General features: G+C 75.1%; 22 protein-coding genes. 3 read left to right on the top strand and 19 right to left on the bottom strand.

The genetic code is table 11. From position 1 onward, the window contains the following. Nucleotides 1–361: 361 nt before the first annotated feature. Entirely contained in the window at nt 362–610 is a 249-nt protein-coding gene (locus ACIF6L_RS05855) for a hypothetical protein (RefSeq protein ID WP_329487658.1), read from the top strand. On the opposite strand, the gene ACIF6L_RS05850 is transcribed toward ACIF6L_RS05855, so the two are convergent. The 6 genes from ACIF6L_RS05850 to ACIF6L_RS05825 all read right to left on the bottom strand — a co-directional run bounded on the left by ACIF6L_RS05850 (nt 556) and on the right by ACIF6L_RS05825 (nt 6,306). Beyond that, nucleotides 556–1,227, bottom strand: coding sequence for a DUF6099 family protein (locus ACIF6L_RS05850; protein WP_359809378.1), 672 nt, complete (start codon nt 1,225–1,227; stop codon nt 556–558). The two genes, ACIF6L_RS05855 and ACIF6L_RS05850, sit on opposite strands and share 55 nt — an antisense overlap. A 374-nt stretch (nt 1,228–1,601) precedes the next feature. After that, nucleotides 1,602–1,982 carry a nucleotide pyrophosphohydrolase gene (locus tag ACIF6L_RS05845; protein ID WP_396487072.1) on the bottom strand — a complete coding sequence of 127 codons (381 nt, stop codon included), beginning with the start codon at nt 1,980–1,982 and terminating at the stop codon, nt 1,602–1,604. Further along, nucleotides 1,979–3,310 carry an AAA family ATPase gene (locus tag ACIF6L_RS05840; protein WP_396487074.1) on the bottom strand — a complete coding sequence of 444 codons (1,332 nt, stop codon included), beginning with the start codon at nt 3,308–3,310 and terminating at the stop codon, nt 1,979–1,981. The genes ACIF6L_RS05845 and ACIF6L_RS05840 overlap by 4 nt, the downstream gene beginning before the upstream one ends. Before the next feature lie 275 nt (nt 3,311–3,585). Further along, nucleotides 3,586–4,416: a putative RNA methyltransferase gene (locus ACIF6L_RS05835; RefSeq protein ID WP_329487662.1), complete on the bottom strand. Its 831-nt coding sequence runs from the start codon at nt 4,414–4,416 to the stop codon at nt 3,586–3,588. Nucleotides 4,417–4,468: 52 nt separating this feature from the next. Beyond that, entirely contained in the window at nt 4,469–5,329 is an 861-nt protein-coding gene (locus ACIF6L_RS05830) for a RimK family alpha-L-glutamate ligase (protein WP_396487076.1), read from the bottom strand. Next, a complete protein-coding gene (locus ACIF6L_RS05825) occupies nt 5,326–6,306 on the bottom strand; it encodes a hypothetical protein (RefSeq protein WP_329487664.1) in 981 nt (326 codons plus the stop codon). Before ACIF6L_RS05825 ends, ACIF6L_RS05830 begins: the two co-directional genes overlap by 4 nt. 274 nt (nt 6,307–6,580) lie before the next feature. Here ACIF6L_RS05825 and ACIF6L_RS05820 point away from each other — a divergent pair, with 274 nt between their 5' ends. Then, on the top strand, nt 6,581–7,492 hold the full coding sequence (locus ACIF6L_RS05820; protein ID WP_396487078.1) for a GNAT family N-acetyltransferase: 912 nt from the start codon (nt 6,581–6,583) through the stop codon (nt 7,490–7,492). A gap of 103 nt (nt 7,493–7,595) precedes the next feature. On the opposite strand, the gene ACIF6L_RS05815 is transcribed toward ACIF6L_RS05820, so the two are convergent. Beyond that, nucleotides 7,596–7,985 (bottom strand): fic family toxin-antitoxin system, toxin component, encoded by a 390-nt coding sequence (locus ACIF6L_RS05815; RefSeq protein WP_359809388.1) that lies wholly within the window; start codon nt 7,983–7,985, stop codon nt 7,596–7,598. Nucleotides 7,986–8,014: 29 nt separating this feature from the next. Continuing rightward, a complete protein-coding gene (locus tag ACIF6L_RS05810; RefSeq protein ID WP_329487667.1) occupies nt 8,015–8,251 on the bottom strand; it encodes a toxin-antitoxin system HicB family antitoxin in 237 nt (78 codons plus the stop codon). 233 nt (nt 8,252–8,484) lie between these two features. Between ACIF6L_RS05810 and ACIF6L_RS05805 the strand changes: the two genes are divergently transcribed. Next, nucleotides 8,485–8,673 (top strand): hypothetical protein, encoded by a 189-nt coding sequence (locus tag ACIF6L_RS05805; protein WP_329487668.1) that lies wholly within the window; start codon nt 8,485–8,487, stop codon nt 8,671–8,673. 93 nt (nt 8,674–8,766) lie between these two features. Here ACIF6L_RS05805 and ssuE read toward each other — a convergent pair whose 3' ends face one another. The 11 genes from ssuE to ACIF6L_RS05750 form a co-directional block, all read right to left on the bottom strand. After that, complete coding sequence (gene ssuE, locus ACIF6L_RS05800) at nt 8,767–9,357, bottom strand: NADPH-dependent FMN reductase (protein ID WP_352289250.1); 591 nt, start codon at nt 9,355–9,357, stop codon at nt 8,767–8,769. Nucleotides 9,358–9,525: 168 nt separating this feature from the next. Further along, the gene (locus tag ACIF6L_RS05795; protein WP_396487081.1) at nt 9,526–11,058 is read right to left on the bottom strand and encodes an FAD-binding oxidoreductase; all 1,533 of its coding nucleotides are present in this window, start codon (nt 11,056–11,058) and stop codon (nt 9,526–9,528) included. A 384-nt stretch (nt 11,059–11,442) separates the two neighbouring features. Continuing rightward, nucleotides 11,443–12,291, bottom strand: a complete 849-nt coding sequence (locus ACIF6L_RS05790) for an LLM class flavin-dependent oxidoreductase (protein ID WP_396487083.1) — start codon at nt 12,289–12,291, stop codon at nt 11,443–11,445. Nucleotides 12,292–12,433: 142 nt separating this feature from the next. Next, complete coding sequence (locus tag ACIF6L_RS05785) at nt 12,434–13,795, bottom strand: aminotransferase class V-fold PLP-dependent enzyme (RefSeq protein WP_396487136.1); 1,362 nt, start codon at nt 13,793–13,795, stop codon at nt 12,434–12,436. Then, nucleotides 13,795–14,601, bottom strand: coding sequence for an SDR family oxidoreductase (locus tag ACIF6L_RS05780; RefSeq protein ID WP_359809392.1), 807 nt, complete (start codon nt 14,599–14,601; stop codon nt 13,795–13,797). The genes ACIF6L_RS05785 and ACIF6L_RS05780 overlap by 1 nt, the downstream gene beginning before the upstream one ends. 117 nt (nt 14,602–14,718) lie before the next feature. Continuing rightward, nucleotides 14,719–15,579, bottom strand: a complete 861-nt coding sequence (locus ACIF6L_RS05775) for a sulfurtransferase (protein WP_396487086.1) — start codon at nt 15,577–15,579, stop codon at nt 14,719–14,721. Nucleotides 15,580–15,705: 126 nt separating this feature from the next. Continuing rightward, entirely contained in the window at nt 15,706–16,902 is a 1,197-nt protein-coding gene (locus ACIF6L_RS05770) for an MFS transporter (RefSeq protein WP_329487675.1), read from the bottom strand. A 59-nt stretch (nt 16,903–16,961) separates the two neighbouring features. Continuing rightward, the gene (locus ACIF6L_RS05765; RefSeq protein WP_329487676.1) at nt 16,962–17,483 is read right to left on the bottom strand and encodes a cupin domain-containing protein; all 522 of its coding nucleotides are present in this window, start codon (nt 17,481–17,483) and stop codon (nt 16,962–16,964) included. After that, a complete protein-coding gene (locus ACIF6L_RS05760) occupies nt 17,480–18,751 on the bottom strand; it encodes a styrene monooxygenase/indole monooxygenase family protein (RefSeq protein WP_396487088.1) in 1,272 nt (423 codons plus the stop codon). Before ACIF6L_RS05760 ends, ACIF6L_RS05765 begins: the two co-directional genes overlap by 4 nt. Further along, nucleotides 18,748–19,923, bottom strand: a complete 1,176-nt coding sequence (locus tag ACIF6L_RS05755; RefSeq protein ID WP_329487678.1) for an LLM class flavin-dependent oxidoreductase — start codon at nt 19,921–19,923, stop codon at nt 18,748–18,750. The genes ACIF6L_RS05760 and ACIF6L_RS05755 overlap by 4 nt, the downstream gene beginning before the upstream one ends. Further along, entirely contained in the window at nt 19,920–21,158 is a 1,239-nt protein-coding gene (locus tag ACIF6L_RS05750) for a styrene monooxygenase/indole monooxygenase family protein (protein ID WP_396487090.1), read from the bottom strand. Before ACIF6L_RS05750 ends, ACIF6L_RS05755 begins: the two co-directional genes overlap by 4 nt. Between the last annotated feature and the right edge of the window lie 94 nt (nt 21,159–21,252).

Raw genomic sequence — 21,252 nt, 5'->3', positions numbered from 1 at the left:
CACTGGCCCCACTCGGCCCCACTCGGCCCAGCCGCGTGCCCGCCTGCCCGCCTGCCCGCGTGCCCGCGTGCCCGCCTGCCCGCCTGCCCGCCTGCCCGCCTGCCCGCCTGCCTGCCTGCCTGCCTGCCCGGTGCCTAGCCGAGGCGGCTCACCGGCGGCAACCCGGGCTCACCCGGGAGGCTTACGGTCGACGGGAGTTGGACCGCATCGGGTGGTGCCCGGTGACCCGGCCGCGCGGAGATTCGTTGGTTGCTGGGGCGGGGCGTCGGAGCCGTCGACGAGGCGGCGGGCCACCCCGCGCCACCGGCCGGCCCGCCGCCGCCCGCCTGACGCCGCACCACCGATCCGAAGAGGTCCCCTCATGTCCGAACCCTGGTCCGAGGCACCTGCCGCGCCACAGTCCCCGAGCGACCCGTCCGGGTCGGCCGCCGCACGGCCGACCGGCGCCGCCACCCCGAAGAGCCTGCTGGAGCAGATGCAGGAGCTGCTCGCCTCGGTCACCGCGGACCTCGCCGACCTGCAGTCGTCGGGCGCCCGGCGCACCTCCCCGAGCGGCTACCCCACCGGCACGGACACCTCCGGCGCACCCGCCGGGCCCGGCACCCGGTAGTCCGGCCGCGGAGCCTCCTGTCCCGGCTCGCCGTCACCCGGCGGGCCGAGCCGGAGCACCAGTAACGGCGACCCCTGTCCGGCCGCCGGGAGCGGGACCGGCGGTGGATCGACCTCGTCGCCCGTCGTCTCCCGATCACCCTCGGCCCGTCGGACGGCCTCCCGCAGCCGGCCCACCACCTCCTTGCAGTCGGCGCCGGCGTCGACCCCGTCGATGCACGTCCAGTAGAGGCTCTCGGTGTCGGCCCCGCAGGCCAGCACCACCAGCGTCTCGCCGACCTCCTGGAGCAGCCCGAGCAGCCCCTCCAGGGCCGGGCCGATCTCACCGAGCCCGGTCAGCCGCCCGGCGCGGCCGCCGATGCCCAGGCCCAGCAGGGCGGACGAGTCGCCCGCGGACTGGTCCAGGCAGCCGGCCGCGTGCGCACCCGCCTCGGCCAGCTGCTGGCCGAGGCCCGCCAGCCCGAGGTCGTCCGGTCCGGGATCCTCCAGCTCCGCCAGCCGGGCACCCACCGCCTCGGTGAGCAGCGCGGCCTGCCGCGCCTCCAGCAGCACGTCGGACACGTTCCTGGCCTCCGCCAGGGCGTGCCGGGCCGTCTTGATCAGTCGCAGCGCCTCCATCGGCCGCCACCCCTTCCACCCGTTCTCGCCGTGCCCGCCCGGCTGTACGGCCCGTAGGGCCCGTACGACCGGTGGACACCTGGTCACGGCGAAAGCGTGCAGCGGCGAAGGGATCGGCGCAGCCACCTGCCCGGAACCTGTGGACAACCCCGGGGCTGTGGACAACTCTTGTCCCTCCCAGGGGTTGTTCGCCCACGCCCGGTTGACGCCGACCGCAGCACGGGGCGCAGCCGGGGCCCGGCCGACGGTTCCGCCCACAGCCGGAACCCGACGGTTCCGCTCACGACCCGCCCACGACCCGGCCCCGGCCCGGCCCCGACGGTCCGCCCCCGGCGGTCCGCCCCCGGCGGTCCGCCCCCGGCCCGGACCGACCCTCAGTGCGCGGACCCCGCCCCCGGTCCCGTCCCGGACCCCGGCGCCGGGAAGCGCAGCTCATTGCGCTCGATCTTGGCCGCCAGGGCGGTCAGCGGGTCCACGCCCACCACCGTGCAGAACTGCAGCAGGTACGCGAGGACGTCGGCGACCTCGTCCCGCACCCGGTGCGCCGTGTCCGGCTCGGACATCACCGAGGCGGCCTGCTCGGGGGTGAGCCACTGGAAGATCTCCAGCAGCTCGCCGGCCTCCACGGTCAGCGCCGCGGCCAGGTTCTTCGGCGTGTGGAAGGGCTCCCAGCTGCGCGCCGCGGCGAACTCCGTCAGCCGCTGTCGCAGGCCCTCCAGGGTGGGGCCGACGGGTTCCGTCTCTCGTTCGCTCACCCGTCCAGGTCTACCGCATCCCGGGCCGCGGCCGCCCGCCGCGGTGGCCCGACCACCCCTGGCGCTCCCGGAACCGGCCCCGCCGCCTCCCCGCGCGCGGCCTGGGCCGGTACCCGCGCGGTCTCCGTGCGCAGCACGGTGCGCCCGGAGCCGGGGTCCCGCCGGCACTCCACCAGGGCGACTCCGGGCGGCAGTTCACCCGGCCCGCCGAACGCCTCCCGCACCGCGGCCGGTTCCTGGAGCGCGGCCAGCACCCGCAGCTGGTTGCGGCCGGCCATCTCCCGGGCGAGCCGCAGCAACGAGGCCGCCTGCTCGGTGCCGAGCCCCGCCCCGAGGTCCTCGGCGAGCACGGTGAGCTGCCGGTGCGCCCAGGGCACCTCGGTGGCCACGTCGAGGTCGAGCACCCCGGCGCCGGTGAGCAGCACGGCGGCGAACGCGAGGTGGCGCAGCATGCCGTCGGAGGCCTGGTCGGCGCCGGTGCGGCCGAGGACGCCCTCGTCGAAGACGGCGAGGACCCGTTCGTCGGCGCCGGCGCCGCGGTGGGCGAGGTCGATCCCGAGCAGCGGGTGCGGGGCGGCGGACTGGACGACGCGCAGCAGCTGGCCGTACCGGCGGGCGCATTCGTTGCTGAGCCGGGCGATCACGGCGGAGATGTTGGCGGCGCTGCCGAGCAGGCGGGCCTGCGGGTCGGGGCGGGCCCAGTCGCGCATCAGCCCGGGCACGGGGTGGACGGGGAAGACCTCGCGCAGGGCGGTGAGCACCTGTTCGGTGGCGGCCAGCACCGTCCGTTCGCCGGGCGAGGACCCGGCGACCCGCAGCGGGATCTGGGCGGTGATCAGGGTGGTGTTCGGGAAGGGGGCGTGGATGTCGCCCTGCCGGGTGTCGTTGTGCCAGCCGACGTTGACGCGGCGGCGGCGGAGGTCCTGCTCACCGGTCTGGACGAGGGTCCGGCCGTCGAGGGTGAGCTGCTCGCGGGCGATCCGGACCGGGCCGTCGGTGCGGATGACCAGCTCCAGCCGGATCGGCCCCTGGTCCGAGCGGACGGTGCAGCCCAGGATGACGGCGTCGCGGCCGTGCGGGACGCAGCCGTCGAGGCCGCCGCGGATGGCCGTGCCGAGGGGGCCGCCGCGGCCGGGCAGGCCGTCGAGGGAGTCGGCGATCTCCTCGCCGAGGGCGAGCCGGGAGAGGACGGCGAGGGCGTCGAGGGCGTTGGACTTGCCGACGCCGGCGGGCCCGTACAGCACGGTGAGGGGCGCGAGCGGCAGGACCGCGCGCCGGTAGGACTTGAACGAGGTGAGCCGGATCTCCTCGACGGTGGGGCGCTGCACGGGCGGCGGGCCTGGGTCCGGGGTCCGCTGATGGGGGTGGGCCGGCGCTGCGGGCCGGGTGGCGTCGCGGTTCACCCGTCGGACGTTAGCCCCCGCTCGGGCGGCAGAAACGTGCCTGCCCGGCAGATTCATCCCAATGAGGCACCTTCATCCCAACGAGGCGGCCGCAGCCCGACCAGGGCCTATGCCGTGGACCGACCCGGGACTACGGCCCCCACACCGCCGAGCACCCCCGGCTCCCCCGGCACCCCCGGCTCCCCCGGCTCCCCGCCCGCTCAGCGCCGGTAGGCGGCGACCGTCACGGAGGCGGTGACCTCGACCGGGTCCGGCAGGTCGGCGAGCCGGGCGGCCAGCCGCTCCCGGTCGGTGTGCCAGGCGCTCGGCCCCATGCCGACGACCGTGCGGACGTCGGCGGCGGACAGCCGCAGCCCGAACTCGACCTCCTGGCGCCCGGCCGGTGTCAGATGGGGGCCGAGCTTCTCGTCGATCCGGCGCTGCTTCTCCTCGTCGACCGAGAGCAGCCCGAGCGCGCCGACGAGTTCGCGCAGGTGGCGCGGCGTGGGCGAGACCAGCAGCAGGGTGGCGCCGGGGCGCAGCACACGACGGATCTCGGGGCCGTTGCGCGGCGCGAAGACATTGAGGACGAGCCCGGCGGCGCCGTCCAGCAGCGGCAGCGGCCGCCAGGCGTCGCAGACCACGGCGCCGATCCGGGGGTGGGCCCTGGCGGCCCGGCGCAGCGCGTACTTGGAGATGTCGAGGGCGGCGCCGGGCCGGTCGGGCAGGGCGTCCAGGACGTGGGCGAGGTAGTGGCCCGTGCCGGCGCCGAGGTCGGCGACCAGGCCGTCCGGCGCGACGGCGGCGGCGGCTTCGGCGAGTGCGTCGGCGATCGGGCGGTAGTGGCCGGCGGCGAGGAAGTCGCTGCGGGCGGCGACCATGTCGGCGGTGTCACCGGTGCCGGTGTGCGCGTCACCGGCGAGCAGGCTGACGTAGCCCTGCTTGGCGACGTCGAAACTGTGCCCGGTCGGGCAGCGCAGCGCGCGTCCGTCGGGGGTGAGGGCCTGCGCGCAGTGCGGGCAGGCCAGGTAGGGCTGGATGTCCTGCAGCAACGTCCGTCTTCTCTCGCCGTCCGGTCGTGCGGTCCGGCCGGAGAGCTCAAGCCTAACGACCGGCGGTGTCCCGCCGCGCATCCCGTGGTGCCGGGACGCGGTGGCCGCCGCCCTGCCGGGCCACCCGGAGGGCGAGGGCGGCGAGGGCCTCGGGGGCGCCGGCCTGGCCGCGGATGCCGGGGAAGGCGTTGATGTCGACGATGACCGGCTCGGCGGGGCCGTCGAGCAGGTCGACGCCGTAGACGTCGAGGCCGAACACCTCGCCGACCCGGCGGGCCAGCCCGGCGCGGTCGGCGGGCAGCTCGCGGGGGCCGAACGTCCCGCCGTCGGCGGGTTCGCCGGCGGGTTCGGCGAGTTCGGAGCGCCGGCGGGCGCAGAACACCTGCCCGTCGACGACCCAGAGCTTCTGGTCCCAGCCGGTGCCGGCGAGGTAGGGCTGGGCCACCACGGGCTCGTCGGGCCACTCCTCGGCGAGGGCGCGCAGCCGGGCGGCGTCGTCGACCCGGGCGACCAGGTCGCCCCGGCGGCTGTGCCGGCTCTTGATCACCAACGGGTAGTCGGGATCGGGCAGTTCGGTGAGGGCGGCGGCGGTGCGGGTGGCGGCGAACGGCAGGCCGCACCGCCGGGCGAGGTCGGCCATGGCCGTGCGGTCCTGGCAGAACGCCGTCGCGGCGGCCGAGTTGACGACGGGGGCGCCTCGCTCCTCCAGGTGGCGGGCGAGCGCCAGGGCCTGCGGGGTGCGGGCCTTGAGCAGGTACACGTCGGCGAGCGGGCCGGGGCCGAGGAGTTCGGCGGGCGGGAGGTCGTCGCGGTTGGCGTCGAGGCTCTCGACCCGGTGGTCGGGGGCCAGCAGCGCGGCGGTGGCGGCGAGCAGCGGGTGACCGGGGTCGGGGGTGAGCAGGCCGATCCTCACAGCGTTCCGCCCACCGCGCCGTTGACGAGGTCGGCGCGTCCGAGGCCGTCGAACGGGCCCGCGCCGCCCACGGCCACGGCCGCGCCCTGGACGGGCAGCCGGACCGGCTCGGCGATCGGCCCGGACGGCTCCTGCGCGAGCGCGGGCGCCGGGGCGGAGACGGCCGTGCCGGTGCGGGCCAGCCGCAGCACGGCGCGGGAGACCCGGGCGACCGCGTCCGGCACCTGGCGGAAGCTGGGGAAGTCGTTGATGTCGACGACCACCGGTCCGTCCGGGCCGAGCAGCACGTCGACGCCGTAGAGGTCGAGGCCGAACACCTCCCCGACCTGCGCGGCGATCCGCGCGACGTCGCCGCCGAGCGGCACCTGCCGCTCGCGCACCCCCTGGCCGGGGTGGAGCGGGGAGCAGCGCTCGGTCGCGTAGAGCTCGCCGTCGACGCAGTACACCTTGAGGTCGGTACCGGAGTTGGGCACGTACGGCTGGGCGATCAGCAGGCCCTCGCCGGCCAGCTCGGGACCGAGTTCGACCAGGTGGTCGGGGGTGGGGACGAGCCGCACGGCCCGACCGGAGCTGCCGTCGGCGGGCTTGACCACCAGCGGGTACTCGGCGGCCGGGATCTCGGCCAGCCACTCCCAGCGGGCGGCGGCGTAGGTCACCGGGACCGGCAGGCCCCGGGTGCGCGCGATCACGGCGGCGAGCGCCTTGTCCCGGACGCCGCGGATGGAACGGACGTCGTTCACGGTGGTGAGGCCGACGGCGGCGGCCGCCTCCAGGAGGGTCAGGCCGGGTCCGCCGGAGACGGTCTTGAGCACCCAGGCGTCATGGCTGCCGGCCCGCACCGCCTCGGAGATCGCCATCAGCGAGTTCCCGGGCCGCAGCACGTCCACCCGGTGGCCCCAGGCGGTGAGTTGACGCACCACGTCGAGCGGCATGCCGTCGTGCCGGTAGTGCTCCTCGACCAGAAAGCAGAGCCTCATGAGCCTGTCATCCCCCTCGCCTCTCCCCGTGCCGACGCCCGCCGTCCGGTCCGGCGGAGCTGTAAAGGCCCCAGGATGCCACGCGGCCCGCACACAAGATCGCCCGGCCTGTAAGCATTCGGCAACAATCGGTCCGATATGCCCGGCCCCCGGAGTGGGCGGCAGCGGCCCGGGAAACCCGGCCGTCCGCACACGGACCGGCCGTCCGCGCGCCGACCCCGCGCACGGCGGGCCGACCGCAAATCGCTGGCAGGAACCCGACCGGCCTGCTTGGATGCACCGCGTGACTTCTGCCGCCGCTCTTGATCCCGCCCTCCGCCCCCTCCTCGACGAGATCGAGCGCTACTACGACGCCGTACCGCGCAGCGCAGCCCGCGTCGAGGACTTCGGGCCGCTGAGCCTGTTCGTCCGCGAGGGCGAGGGCTGGCCGTACTACGCCCGCCCGGCGCTCGGCCACACCGGCCCGGCGGTCACCGCCGAGGACGTCCTGCGCGTGCTGGCCCGCCAGCGCGAGCTGGGCGCGCCGCAGGCCTTCGAGTGGGTGGCCGAGCACGATCCGCGGCTGCGCGCGGCGGTCGAGGAGGCCGGGCTGACGGTGCACGAGCACCCGCTGCTGGTGCTGGGCCAGGACCAGGAGCCCACCGTGCCGGAGGCCGCGCCGCCCGCGGGAGTGTCGGTGCGGGTGCTGGCCGCCGAGGACCCGGACCTCGCGAGCGCGGTGGCCGTCCCGCACCTCGCGTTCGGCGAGCCGGGCACCGCCACCGGCCTGGCCGGCCCCGACGAACTGGCGGCAGCCGCCCAGCAGTTGGCCTCCGACGGCACGGTCGCGCGGATCGCCGAGCGGATCGCCGCCGGCCGTACCGTGCTCGCCGCGGCCGTCCAGGACGGTACGGCGCTCTGCGCCGGCCAGCACAACCCGGTCGGCCCGGTCACCGAGGTGGCCGGCGTCGGCACCCTGCCGACGGCCCGCCGCCGCGGCCTCGGCCTGGCGGTGACGGCGGCGCTGGTCGCGCACGCGCGGGCGAACGGCGTGCGGACGGTCTTCCTGTCCGCCGCCGACGAGGACGTCGCGCGGATCTACCGCCGGGCGGGTTTCCGCCCGTTCGCGACGGCCCTGATCGCCGAGCCCGCCGCGACCGAGCCCGCCGCGAGCGAACCCGCCACGACCGAGCCCGCCACGGCGTAGCCGACGGCGAGCGAGGGGCCCGCCGGCACCGGCGGGCCCACCCGGCCGAGCCCCGACCCACCGGCGCCCCGGCCGGGCCGGCGCCAGACCCGGGCGCCCGCGCCTACTCCTCGTCCTCGCTGTCCTCGCCGCTGACGTCCTCGCCCTCGGCCTCGTCCACCACCCAGGCAGCCAGCCGCTCGGCGACGCCGGACACCCCGAGCCGCCCCTCCCGGATGGCCCGGGCGAGGCTGCGCACCTCACGGGCGGTGGTCGCCACGGTGCACCCGCTGGCCACCAGGTAGGCGTAGGCGACGGCGGTGGCGAACAGTTCGTTGGTCTTCTCCAGGGCCGGCACCCGGATGAGCTGGTGCATCAGGGCGGCGGCGCGGTCCTGCGGTTCGGGGTAGACGGCGATGTCGAAGATCTCGGCCTGGTGGCGGGTGACCGCCGCGAGCAGCGATCCGTAGTCGGTGACCTGCGGGTCACCGGGTGTGTACTGCTCGGCTGTCATGAGCAGCCATGAGAGGTCGACCTCCAGGTTCAACGGCGCACGTCCTGGAGGTCTCCGTGCTCGCCGAACTCGGCGAGGAAGGCCGTCTCGTACTCCTTCATGAACTGCGCGGCGGCGTCGACGAACGCCCGCCCGGCCTCGCCCATGTCCTGCTGGACCAGGCGCTCGATGTACTGGTTCATGCTGATCCCCTGCTGCTCCGCCCGCTCCCGGGCCATCTCCGCGGTGGTGGCGTCCACCCGGACGTTCAGCTGTTTCTTACCCATGAAATTCAAGCTAGCGCCGAAGTGCTAGCACAACAAGGGCGCACGTGCCCGGCCCGCGCGCCCCGGCGGCGCCCGCCGTCCGCCTGCCGGCGGACCGACCCGCCGGCACGTGCGCCAGGAAAACGCCACCCCGGGCGACGCGGCGGGCGGGACTTGAAGAGTTCTTCACCTTCGTAGACTCTGAACTGCCCCGCGCATTCCCCGGAGCGGCACCGACCTTTTGGAGGCCGGCAATGACAGCGATGTTCGACCAGGAGCTGCGCGAGCAGCTCGCCCGGGCCCGCGAGGAACTCGCGGCAGCCCGGACCGACCAGGACGCCGACGGCGTCCAGGCCTACGAGGGCCGGATCGCCGGACTGCTGCGGCTCGCCGCCCAGCACGGGATCACCCTTCCGCACACCGCCGACGAGGCCCAGGGCTAGGGGGTCTGCGCAACGTCGCGGACCTGACGGGACTTTGCGCACACCCCCCAGGACGGCGACGGCGGTCCCCGGAGGCTCCGGGGACCGCCGTCGTCATCTCCGCGCCAGGGCGCCCGGCCCGGACCGCCCGGCCGCGGGCAGTCCACCGGGCACGTCCGGCGGCAGCGCGGCCAGGAAGTCCGCCACCGCCTGCTCCAGCCGGGGAGCGGCCTCCGGCGCCAGCCGCGGCGGCCCGCCGTCCCGCGGCTCGACCGCCGCGTCGAGGACGAACGCGCCGCGGACGACGTACCGCGCGCCGAGCGCCGTCAGCACCGGCCGCAGCGCGTAGTCGGGGGCCAGCGCGTGGGCGAGGCTCCCGCCGGTCATCACCGGCAGCACCGTCTTGCCCGCCAGCCCGGAGCGGGGCAGTGCGTCCAGGAAGGCCTTCAGCAGACCGCTGTAGGCCGCGTTGTAGACGGGCGACGCCACCACGAGCCCGTCCGCGGCGGCCACCGCGGCCAGGGCGTCGCGCAGCACGGCGCTGTCGGCCCGCCCGGCGAGCAGCTCGGCCGCCGGCAGGTCGCGGACCCGGACGTGCCCGGTCCGGAAGCCGGCCTCGGCCAGGAGCTGGACCAGGTGGGCCGTCAGCGCGGCGGTGCGCGAGCCGGCCGAGGGGCTGGCGGATATCGCGAGCAGGGAGGTCATCGGAAGGCTCCTTCGAGGGTCACGGCGGCGGCGGGGCACGGCGGCGGGCGGCCCGGCCGCGGAGCGGGCCCCACCGGGCACCCGTCCGGGCCCCCGCCGAGCACCCGTCCGGGACGCGATCCGAGCCGCCGCCGGGGGCGCCTTTCGAGCCGCCGCCCTGGCCGCCGCTCAGGCCGTGGGCAGCTCGACGGACTGGCCGTGCCGGAAGACGTCGAGCGGGTCCCACGCCGCCTTGATCCGCTGCAGGCGCGGGTAGTTCCCCTTGTAGTAGAGGTCGTGCCAGGGCACCCCCGAGGTGTTGAGGCCCGGGTCGTTGAGGTCGATGTCGGGGTAGTTCACGTAGCAGCCGTCGGTGACCCCGTTCGGCACCGGCACCCCGCCGGTCTCGGCGTAGACCGCGCGGTAGCAGTCGCGGGCCCAGCCGATGTTGCGGTCGTCGTCGGCCGGGTCGTTCCAGAACACCTGCCAGAGCATCTTGAAGGCCGCGTCCCGGTGCGGCGCCGCGGTCGCCGCCGGGTGGACCGCGTTGATCCGGCCGCCGTAGGAGGTCAGCTGCACGCTGATGTTCGGGTTGGTCACGTCCTCGCGGGTGAGGTGCGCGTGGAGTGCGTCGAGCTGGCCCTCGGGAAAGCCGGCGCGCATGAAGGAGGACTTGTACTCGGCGCGCAGCGTCGGGTCGTTGAGCACCGCGTTGGTGGTGCCGAGCATCCGGACCGCCTGGAGCCAGGGCAGCCGGCGCGGGGCGGCGAACTGGGGCATCGCGGGCAGTTCGCCCATGTGCCGGGTCAGCGCGCCGCGCTCCACGGTGACGCCCTCGCCGATCCGCTCCAGGTAGCCGGCGAGCAGCCGCTCGGCGCCCCGCGCCGAGGCGTCCACCAGGACGAGCATGCCGATCTGGCCGGCGCTGCGGTGGTTGAGCACCAGCTGGCTGATCAGCGCCCGCGCCGGGTCGTCGGGCCCCAGGTGGGCCACGTGCCAGTCGGCGTAGTTGCGGACCAGGCGGACGAACTCGTCCCGGCTCAGCTCGTCCCACGGCCAGCTGACGGCGCTGACCAGGAGCTCCTCGGGCGGCTTCGGCAGCAGGGCGCGCGGGTCCCGCCCCGTGGCGCCCGGCGAACGGAACCAGTAGCGGGTGACGACGCCGAAGTTGCCGCCTCCGCCGCCCGTGTGGGCCCACCAGAGGTCGTGGTTCGGGTCGTCCGGGTCGCGGGTGCCGATCACCGCGCGGGCCCGGCCGGCCGCGTCGACCACGACCACCTCGACCGCGTACAGGTGGTCGACGACCAGGCCGTGCAGCCGGCAGAGCGGACCCCACGCGCCGCCGCTGACGTGGCCGCCCATGGCGACGGAGTAGCAGAACCCGGCGGGGACGACGACGCCCCACTCCGGGTAGAGGGTCTGGTAGGTGCGCAGGTTGGTGGCGCCCGACTCGACGGCTATCGCGTTGAGCCGGGGGTCGTAGCCCACCGCGTGCATGCCGGACATGTCCAGGATGATCCGGACCTCCGGGTTGTGGACGAAGTCCTCGTAGCAGTGCCCGCTGGAGCGCACGGCGAGCCGCTTGCCCCGGTCGACCGCCTCCTGATCGACGGCGACGACCTCCTCGGTGGTGCTCACCAGCCGGACCGAGTCGGGCGCCGCGACGTAGCGCTGGTTGAGGCCGCTGACCAGGTCCTCGTACTGGCGGTCGGCCTTGGTCACGGTGATCCCGCCGCGGCCCCGCAGGGGTCCGCCGCCGTCCCGCCGTCGGCCACCCCGCCACCGACGGCCCCGCCACCGCCGTCCGCCGCACCCCCGTCGCGCAGAGCATTCCCGTGGTCCGAAGCACCCCCGTTGTCCAGAGCACCCCCGTCGTCCAGAGCACCCCCGTTGTCCGAAGCCCCCGTGGTGGCCGTGCCGGCCACGTCTTCGATCATCTCTGTCACACCTTCTCTTCACGCGAATCCCGGGCCAACCGCCCGTCTGCGACGAACTGCCGAATTCCTGTGATCCCCCGTACGGCATTCGCGTACCGGCCGGACCCTCCCGGCCGATACGCGGGACAGGATCGCGTCGTGAGATCCCCCGTGGTGTGCGATGTTTCCGTCAGCTGTCGCGCAGCGGCGGAATCACCTCACGGGCGACTCTTTCGAATTCCTCCCGATGGGCCTCCCCCGGCCAGTCCAGGACGAAATCCGCGACACCGGCCCCGGTGAAGCGCTCGAAGATCTCCTCGTAGCCGTGCCGCCCCCTTCTCGGGTCCCAGGGCCCGAAGATCGTGTACCCGCGCCGGACGGCCGCGGGGTCGCGGCCGGCCTCGCTGGCGAGCCGGTCCAGCCGGCGGTTCTGCTCGGCGGTGATGCCGAGCACCTCCTGGGCGCTCGCGCCCGGCGGGCCGTGGGTGTTCCAGGCGTCGGCGCACGCGGCGGCCACCCGGATCAGCGTCGGCGACTGGCCGCCGACGATCAGCGGCAGCCGCGGCGACTGCAGCGAACCGGGTACGGTCACCACGTCCTTGACCCACAGCTGGGCCCCCTGGTGGCTGAACATCCCGCCGCGCAGCACCCCGTCGACGATCGCCAGGTAGTCCGCGAAGCGCTCGGCGCGCTCCTTGGGCGACCACGGGACCTGCCCCACGCTGTGGTGGTCCCAGGGAAACAGCCCGGCCCCGATGCCCAGGCCGAACCGGCCGCCGGAGAGGTGGTCGAGGGCGATCGCCTGCTTGGCCAGCTGGGCCGGCGGGCGCAGGATCTGGTTGGCCACCATGGTGCCGATCCGGATCCGCCGGGTGGTCACGGCCGCCATGGCCAGCACCGACCAGCTGTCGAACCAGAGGCCGCTCGGATTGCGCAGGTCCGCGCTGTGATCGGGTACGAACACCTGGTCGAAACCGAGTTCCTCCAGCCACCCCAGCCGCTGCGCGAGCACCGGAAAGGGCTGGTCCGGATAGAGCATGACGCCGAATCGGTGGGCGGGCGATCGGGAATGGTCCAATTGTTCGGTCGTGCGTGTTCCGGTCATGTCGGGCACTCTCCTTCCGGTGTCGGAGCCTACTGAGCCGCGGTCACCCGAAACGGGTCACCCGGGGAATTCCCGCTCATCGGAGGAATTCCGGTACCGGCCGCGGATCCGGCACCGGCCGCCAGCCGTCCTCCGGGTGGTCGTAGGACCAGCGCGGCCCGCGCCGGACCAGTTCGCCCAGCGCCGCCACCAGCCGGTCGACGTGCTCGGCGGTGGTGCCCAGGCCGATGCTGGCGCGCAGCGCGCGGTCGCCCTGGTGCCCGGGTGCGTCGCTCAGCAGGGCGTGGACCGCCTGGTGGGCGCAGAACGCGCCGTCCCGGACGCCGATCCCGTGCTCCGCGGAGAGCGCCGTGGCGACCAGCCGCTGGTCGGCGGGCGCGTCGCCGCAGCGGGCGACGCTGAAGGAGACCACACCGAGCCGCGGGTGTCCGCCCGGCCACAGGTCCAGCAGGCGGACTCCGGGGACGGCCGCCAGCCCGCCGCGGAGCCGGGCGGTCAGCGCCTGCTCGTGCGCGGCGACGGCGTCCCAGCCGGTGGCCGTCAGCGTCCGGCAGGCGACCGCCATCGCGTGGGTGCCCACCACGTTCGGCGAGCCGCCCTCGTGCCGGTGCGGCAGCCCGGTCCAGCGGATGTTCTCCCGGCCGTCCTCCTCGGCGACCCGGGCGGTGGCCCCGCCGCCCGCCAGGTAGGGGTCGGCGGTGTCCAGCCAGTCGGCGGAGCCCACCAGGGCGCCGGCGCCGAACGGCGCGTACAGCTTGTGCCCGGAGAGCGCGGCCCAGTCCACGCCCCAGCCGGCGAGGTCCAGCGGCCGGTGCCCGGCCAGTTGGGCGGCGTCCAGGACGGTGCGCGCGCCGTGGGTGGCGGCCACCTCCGCCAGCTCGGCGACCGGCCACAGCTCCCCGGTCACGTTGGACGCGCCGGTGATCACCACCAGCTTCGGCCCCCTGGGGGCGCCGGCGAGCGCCTTCGCCAGCGCGGTCACGGCGTCCGCCGCGGTGGCCGGCCGGGCCAGCCGGTACACCGGGGAGCCGCGCCAGGCGAGCAGGGCGGCGTGGTGGTCGGTGGAGAACCGGAAGACCGCCGTGCCGGCGGGCAGCGCGCGTCCGAGCAGGTTGAGCGCGTCGGTGGTGTTGCGGGTGAACACCACCTGGGCGTCCGGGGCCGCGCCGACGAAGCGGCGCACCGTCTCCCGGGCCCGCTCGTACGCCCGGGTGGAGACCGCGGAGGCGAACCCGGCGCCCCGGTGCACGCTGCTGTACCAGGGCAGCATGCGGTCCACCGCGTGCTGCACGGCCGCGAGGCTCGGAGTGCTCGCCGCGTAGTCGAGGTTGGCGTACGGCACCCACGAGCCGGTCACCAGCGGCACCTTGAGGTCTCCGCCGACGACCTCCGGTACGCCGCGGGTGGCCCGTTCCGGCCCGGTGGCGGTGGCGGGCATCACCGGGCCGTCCATCCACCGTCCATGACCAGCACCGAGCCGGTGAAGAAGCCCGCCTCGTCGCCGGCCAGGTAGACGACCGCCGAGGCCGCCTCCTGCGCGCTGGCGATCCGGCCGAGCGGGTGCAGGGCGGTGAACATGTCGGCCATCTCCTGGCTGCCGCCCACCGAGGAGCGGTACATCGGCGTGTCCACGGTCGCCAGCGCCAGGGCGTTGACCCGGATGTTCTCCCCGGCGTACTCCAGCGCGGCGGCCTTGGTCAGGCCCACCACGCCGTGCTTCCCGGCCACGTAGGCGCTGATCCCGGCGCCGAACCCGACCACGCCCAGCTGCGAGGCGTTGTTGACGATCACTCCGCCGCCGCGCCGCTGCAGGGCCGGGATCTCGTGCCGCATCGACAGGAAGACGCTGGTGAGCACCCGGCCGAGGTCGTCCGTCCAGGCCTCCGGCTTCTGGTCGGCGACCAGGCCCGGGGTGCCCAGCGTCCCGGCGTTGTTGAAGGCGATGTCCAGACCGCCGTAGTGCCGCTCGGCCGTGCGGACGGCGGCCGCGACGTCCTCGTCGACCGTGACGTCGGCGGTGACGGCGATCGCGGCGCCGCCGGCGGCGGTGATCTCCCCGGCGACCCGGTCCAGTTCGCTCCGCCGCCGGGCCGCCAGCACCACGCTCGCGCCCTGTGCGGCCAGTGCCTTGGCGGCCGCCTCGCCGATGCCGGAGCTGGCGCCCGTCACCAGGGCGACCTTGCCCGCCAGCCGGTCCCGGGCGGGCGCGCCGAGCGGGGGCTGCGTCGTGTTGCGTTCGTTCATGGCTGGTGGTGGGGGCCGTCCGAGGCCGGCCCCGCTCCCTTCAGACTCGGAGGATCGGCGTGCGGTGAATCGGGCAGGGGCGTGCGGTGGGTCGGGGAGGAGAGGGGCGGGGGTGGCTCAGTCGCCGGGGGTGCCGCGTTCGACCGGCGCGCCGATCAGCGACCCGTACTCGGCCCAGGAGCCGTCGTAGTTGCGGACGTCCGGCCAGCCCAGCAGTTCGCGCAGGACGAACCAGGAGTGCGCGGAGCGGGCCCCGACCCAGCAGTAGGTGATGGTGCCGCGGGCGGGTTCCAGCGCGGCGAACCGCCGGCCGAGCTCCTCGTCGGAGCGGAAGGTGTCGTCCTCGCCGACGACCTCCTGCCAGGGCAGGTGGACCGCGCCCGGGACGTGGCCGGAGCGCTGGGCCACCTCGTGCGGGTTGTGGCCGGTCGCGAAGGCCTCCCCGGCGAAGCCGGGCGCGAAGACCAGTCCGGAGTACTCCTCCGGGCTCCGGACGTCGATGATGTTGCGCTGCCCGATGCCGGCCAGGACGTCGTCCCGGGTCGCCCGGACGGACGGGTCGGGGTCGGTGACCAGGTAACCGGTGGGCGGGCGGCCGGGCGACGCGGTGGTCAGCGGGCGACCGTCCAGCTCCCACTTGCGGCGGCCGCCGTCCAGCAGCCGCACGGACCGGTGGCCGTAGAGGGTGAGGTACCAGTAGACCTGGGTGGCCAGCAGGTTGGCGTTGGCCGAGTACACCACCACGGTGTCCTCCTCGCCGATGCCCTTGGCCCGCATCAGCCGCTCGAATCCGGCCCGGCCGACGACGCCGAGCCGCAGGTGGTCCTGGAACTCGCTCCAGTTGATCCAGACGGCGCCCGGCAGATGGCCCTTGCGGTACTCGGTGTCCTCGTTGCCGGTCTCGACGAAGACCACTCCGGCGGTGCCGAGCCGGCGCTCGGCCCAGTCGCCGGTGACCAGGACGGAATCACGACCCATGGTTGCCCCTCGTGAAGTGACGGCCGGGTGGCCCCGGCGGGACTCCCGGCCCCCGCACGGGGCCGGGCGAAGCGGACCGGGCGGGGCCGGCCGGCGCACCGGCCGCGGCCCCGCCGGGCGGAGGTGTCAGGCCGGCGAGGTCTCGGCCGTCCGCTCCTCGGCACCGGCCCCGACCGCCTTGCCGCCACCGGTGCGGTCCCGGTGCCAGGCGTAGGCGCTGAGCAGGATGCCGAGGACGGTGACCCCGGCGGCCGCGAGGTAGACCGAGCGCAGGCCCGGGCCGTCGATGACCCGGCCGCCCAGCCAGCCGGCCAGGGCGGCCGCGAGCTGGTAGCCGGAGGCGTTCACCGCGATCGCCAGGGTCGGCGCCGAGCTGGCGGTGGTCAGCACCCGGGTCTGCATGCCGGGGATCACGGAGAAGCCCAGCGCCCCGATCACGAAGACCATCACCGCGGTGAGCACGGTGCCGCCGCTGACCGCCCACATCACCAGCAGGCCCCCGGTGAGCAGGCCCAGCAGGCCGACCTGGGAGGCCATCAGGGAGCGGTCGGAGAGCCAGCCGCCGACGAAGTTGCCGGCCGCCGCGCCCACCCCGTACGCCAGCAGCAGCAGCGGGACGGCCCCGTCGGCGAAGCCGGTCAGGTCGGTGAGCAGCGGCGAGAAGTAGGTGAACACCATCAGCAGGCCCATGTTGGCGACGGCGGTGATGCCGATCGCCAGCTGGACGTTGCGGTTGCGGAACACCCGCAGCTCCGCCACCGCGCTGGTGGTGGAGGCCGCCACGTCCGGCACCAGCGGCAGCACCAGGACCAGGCCGACCAGGCAGACCGCGGCGATCACCGCGAAGGTGGCGCGCCAGCCGAAGTGGTCGCCGATGAAGGTGCCGATGGGCGCGCCGAGCATCATCGAGAGGTTCATCCCGAAGACCAGCTTGGACACGGTCGAGGCCTGCTTGCCCTCCGGGGCCGTGGACGCGGCGATCACGATCGCGTTCGCGAAGAACGTGGCGGTCACCAGCGCGGTGACGACGCGCGCGACGAACAGCACCGCGTACGCGGGTGCCAGCGCCGAGGCGACGTTGCCGACGATCACGATGACGAGCAGGCCGACGATGAGCGGCTTGCGCGGGTACCGGGCGGTCAGCGCGGTGAGCACCGGACCGCCGATGATCATTCCGATGGCGTACGCCGTGACCAGGAGCCCGGCCGCGGGGATCGACACGTCGAGGTCGGAGGCGACGTCCGGCAGGATGCCGGCGATGACGAACTCGCCGGTGGTGATGCCGAACACGCACAGCATCAGGGAAAGGAGCTTCAACGACATGGTGTCTCTTCTGTCGGAACGGGAGCGTTGGCCGGCCGGCCGAGGGGCCGGAGCGGCCGTCAGGGGGCGGGCGGCGGGCCCGCGTAGCGGTACGCGTACGTGGTGCCCAGCGCGATGATGTGGTCGAGGTCGGGGCCGCCCACGTCCTCGGTGGGCAGCGTCAGGGCCCGGGCGTGCGGGATCTCCGCCTTCAGGAACAGGTCGAACTGCGGCCTGCGGTCCGGCTGGGGCGTGGAGTGGATGGTGAGGAAGCGGGCGTTCGGCGAGGTCGTCACGAAGCCGTGCGGAACGGTCCGCGGCACGATCATCGTGCTGCCGGCCTCGGCGACGAGCTCCTGCCCGTCGCAGATCATGCGCAGCGTGCCGTCCAGGACCATGAAGACCTCGTCCTCGTAGTCGTGGATGTGCAGCGGCGTGTTGTAGCCGCGGTTGCCGGTGTGCTGCACGACGGTGAAGGCGTTGCCCGTCGCCTCGCCGGGCACCCGTATCTGGGCCAGGCCGCCGAGCAGCCACACCGCGGTCTGTTCGGACTCGGGGATCAGCCGGCCCTTCTCGTCCCGGGCCATGTCGGGGAAGGTCATCGCGCTCCTTCGGTGGTCGTGGTACCGCTCGCGGCGGCGGCCGGCGCGGTCCGTTCGCAGTCGGCGAGGAAGGCGCTCACGCCGTCCGGGGTGGACAGCGCCCGCCACATCGCGACCGGGTCGTTGAAGTTGCCGACGAAGGCGTCGGCGACCCGCCGGTCGACCGCGGCCCGCCCGAACAGCGCGCCGACGTGCGGCGGGGGTCCGGCGAGGAAGGCGTTGCTCCACTCCACGACGTGGCGCGCGTGCTCCCACAGGCGCGCGGACGCGTCGCGGCAGAACTCCTCGTCGTAGCGCCCCCGGTGCCGGCTGATCAGCTCGGCCAGCGCGAAGGCGGTGTGCGAGCCGAGGTTGGCGCCCTGGGCGGTGAGCGGGTCGTTGGTGATCCAGGCGTCGCCGACCGCCAGCGCGCAGGTGCCGTCGTCGAGCCGGGCCCAGCCCCGGCGGACCACCGGGGTGATGGCGCCCCGGGCGAGCTCGCCCGGCGCGGTCAGCGCGAAGCCGGCGGTGTCGATCCGCTCGCGCAGACCCGGGGCGTGCGCGGCGACCAGGTCCAGCACGTGCCGGTGGAAGCCCGCCGGGTCGGCGTCGGCGTCGACGTGGCCGGCGGACTCCAGCGGGCCGCCGGGGACGGCCTCGAAGGCGAGGACGTCGGCCCGGCCGGCCGGGGAGTAGAAGGGCAGTCGCAGGATCTCGCCGGCGCCGGGCAGGAAGTGGATGTCGAGCGAGTGCGGCACCTCCTCGTCGATCCCGACGTAGATCCCGGCGCAGATCACCCGCTGCGGCGTGCTGTACGGCGAGCGGGCCGGGTCGGCCGGGAAGAGCCGGCGCACCGACCGGTTGCCGTTGGCGACGACCAACAGGTCGTGGTGCCGGGCGAGTTCCTCGACCGGGTGGTCGCCGGTCACCAGTTCGCCGCCGCGGTCGACGAAGGCGCCGAGCAGCCGGGGCAGGTAGATCCGGAAGTCGACCACGCTGGACGGCGGCCGCAGGGCGGCCAGGAACTCCAGCGGCCGCGGCTCGCCGGTGTGCATGGTGACCGCCCAGTGCCGCACCTGCGCGTCGGCGAACTCCCATTCGTGGACGCCGAGTTCCCGCTCCCGTTGCTGGGTCGGCCCGAACCGGGCGGGGAAGTTGCGCGGCGGTCCGCCCTTGAGCCCCTCGATGCCGTGCTCCGAGTACACCGTCGCCGGGACGCCGGACTGCTGGAGGCGCAGCGCCAGTTGCAGGCCGGAGATGCCGGACCCGACGATGCCCACGCCGGTCACGAGGACACCGCCGCGGTGGCCGGGCCGGAGCCGGAGCCGGGACCGCCACCCGGGCCGGCGTCGGAGCGCAGCCGGGCGGCGAGCCAGCCGATCGACTCGATCGTGTAGCCGGCCGCCTCCGGCGAGGCCAGCGCCGAGGCGGGGATCAGCATGGGGTGGCGCATACCGGCGTCGAGCAGTTCGCCGATCCGCTTGAGCACCGTCTCCCGGCTGCCGGCGATGACCTGGTCGGCCACCACCTCGTCGGGCACCACCGCGAGCGCCCGCTCCACCTCGGCGCGGGTGAGCAGGTGCGGCAGCAGTTCGACCAGGCCGCGGTAGTCCTCGCCGAAGGGGTGGGCGGCGCCGTGCCGCCGCCAGGCCCGAGCGCCCGCGTGCAGCGCGAGGAAGCGGATCGGGGTGGCCCGCAGCAGTTCCTGCGCGGCAGCGTCGGTCTCCGCCACCACGATCGGGACGCCGCCCGCGGCGACGATGGTGTCGGGGTCGCGGTCGGCGTCGACGGCGGCGGCGCGCACCGTGTCGAGCCGCCGGGCGTACTCGTCGGGGGCCATCAGCTCGGACGGGAGCCAGCCGTCGGCGTAGCGGCCGGCCAGGGTGAGCATCCGCGGGCGGTTGGCGCCGAGCCAGATCCGGGGCGTGCGGCCCTCGGGGGCGGGGGTGATGAGCGCCCGGTCGAGGGTGAAGTGGTGGCCGCGGAAGTCGTGCGGGCCCTCCCCGGAGAAGAGCAGGCGCAGCACGCGCAGCGCCTCCTCGACCCGGTCCACCTGGTGGTCGTGCGGCACGCCGTACGGCACGAGGTTCTCCAGCGCTCCCGCGCCGATGCCGAGGACGGGTGCCCGGTCGGTGAGCTGGGCGAGGGTCAGCGCGGTCTGCGCGAGCACCGCGGGGTGGCGCCGGTGCGGGTCGGTCACGCCGATGGCGAGCCGGACCGGGCCGGCCTGCGGGGCGAAGTTGCCCAGCACGGTCGCGAAGTCCAGGCAGCGGTCCGGGGTCGGCAGGCCCGCCGCGACGTGGCTGAAGTCGGTGTCCCAGGCCTGCCGGGGGAAGACGTTCATCAGGTGGTCGAAGACCAGGAAGGTGTCCAGCCCGGCCTGCCGGGCGAGGTGCAGCAGCCCCCGTCCGTCCTCGACCCGCCCGACCGCGTCCCAGACCAGGCCGACCTCGACACTCATGCTGCGCTCCTCACGGTCTGGGCCCGGGCGATGAACGCGTCGGTGCCTCCGGGGCTGGCGAGGCCGCGCCACATGGCGGCCGGCCGGTCGAGGTGGGCGACGAAGGCGTCGGCCACCCGCTGGTCGGCCGCGGCGGCGCCGAGCAGGGTGCCCAGGTGCGCCGGCGGCGGGCCGATGAAGAGGTTGGTGAAGTCGACGACGGGTTGGGCGCGCTGCCACATCCGCTCGGAGGCGGCGCGGCAGAACGCCTCGTCGTAGCGGCCGGTGTGGTCGCGCAGCACGTCGGCGAGGAGGAAGGCCAGCTCGGAGCCGAGGTTGGCGCCCTGGGCGGTGAGCGGGTCGTTGGCGATCCAGGCGTCGCCGACGGCCAGCGCGTACCGGCCGCCGGCCAGCGCGGCCCAGCCCCGGCGGACCACCGGGACGACGGCGCCCTGGAGCAGGTCCACCGGCCGGGCCAGCGCGAAGTCCTGCTCGTCCACGCGCTCCCGCAGGGCGGGCGCGTGGGCGGTGACCAGGGCGAGGACCTCCTTGGCGAACCCGTCCGGGTCACCGCGGTGGTCCCGGCCGGTCAGCTCCGCGAACGGGCCGTCCGGAACGGCCTCGACGAGCACGGCCGTCACCTGCCCGGCGAAGGAGTGGTAGGTGGGGGCGTGGATCTCCCCGGCCCCCGGGACCATGTGCATCGTCATACCGGCCGGCTCCGGCGGACGGACCCCGTGGAACAGGCCGCCGGCCAGCCGGCGCGGCGCCGAGCGGTAGGGCGAGCGGGCCTCGTCCCGGGGGAAGACGTCGGTGAGCGCGCCCCGGCCGGCCGCCACGACCACCAGCTCGTGGCGTTCGGCCAGCCGGTCCAGTCCGGCCCGGTCGGCCACCCTGAGGTGGACCGGGTCCCCGCCGCGCCGCTGGAACTCCTCCAGCAGCGCGGCGAGGTACATCCGGAAGTCGACGGAGCTGGCCGGCTTCGGCAGCCGGCCGCGGAACGAGAACCCGTCCGGGCCTTCCAGGTGGAGGTGCATCCACGCGTTGTCGTACGCCGGCGACGACCATTCGGTGACGCCGAGCGCGGATTCCCGTTCCCGGGTGGAGTCGAATCGAGTGACGAAGTTCAGCGGCGGACCGCTGCGGATGTCGTCGGGCCCCTGGGCCGTGTACAGGGTGGCGTGGATGCCGAACTGCCGTAGCCTCAACGCCAGATGAAGACCGGAGATCCCGGTTCCCACAATGCCGATACTCATGTTCTCGCTCCACCTGTGCCGGAAGTGCCGGCCTCCCGGCGTTGACGGGTGATGACGGGTGATGACGGGTGACGGGTGACGGAAGCCGTCGGCG

It is taken from the genome of Kitasatospora sp. NPDC086009, from assembly GCF_044540385.1.
Lineage (GTDB): Bacteria > Actinomycetota > Actinomycetes > Streptomycetales > Streptomycetaceae > Kitasatospora.
The sequence above is the reverse complement of the archived record's forward strand: the minus strand, read 5'-3'. Positions and strand labels throughout refer to the sequence as shown.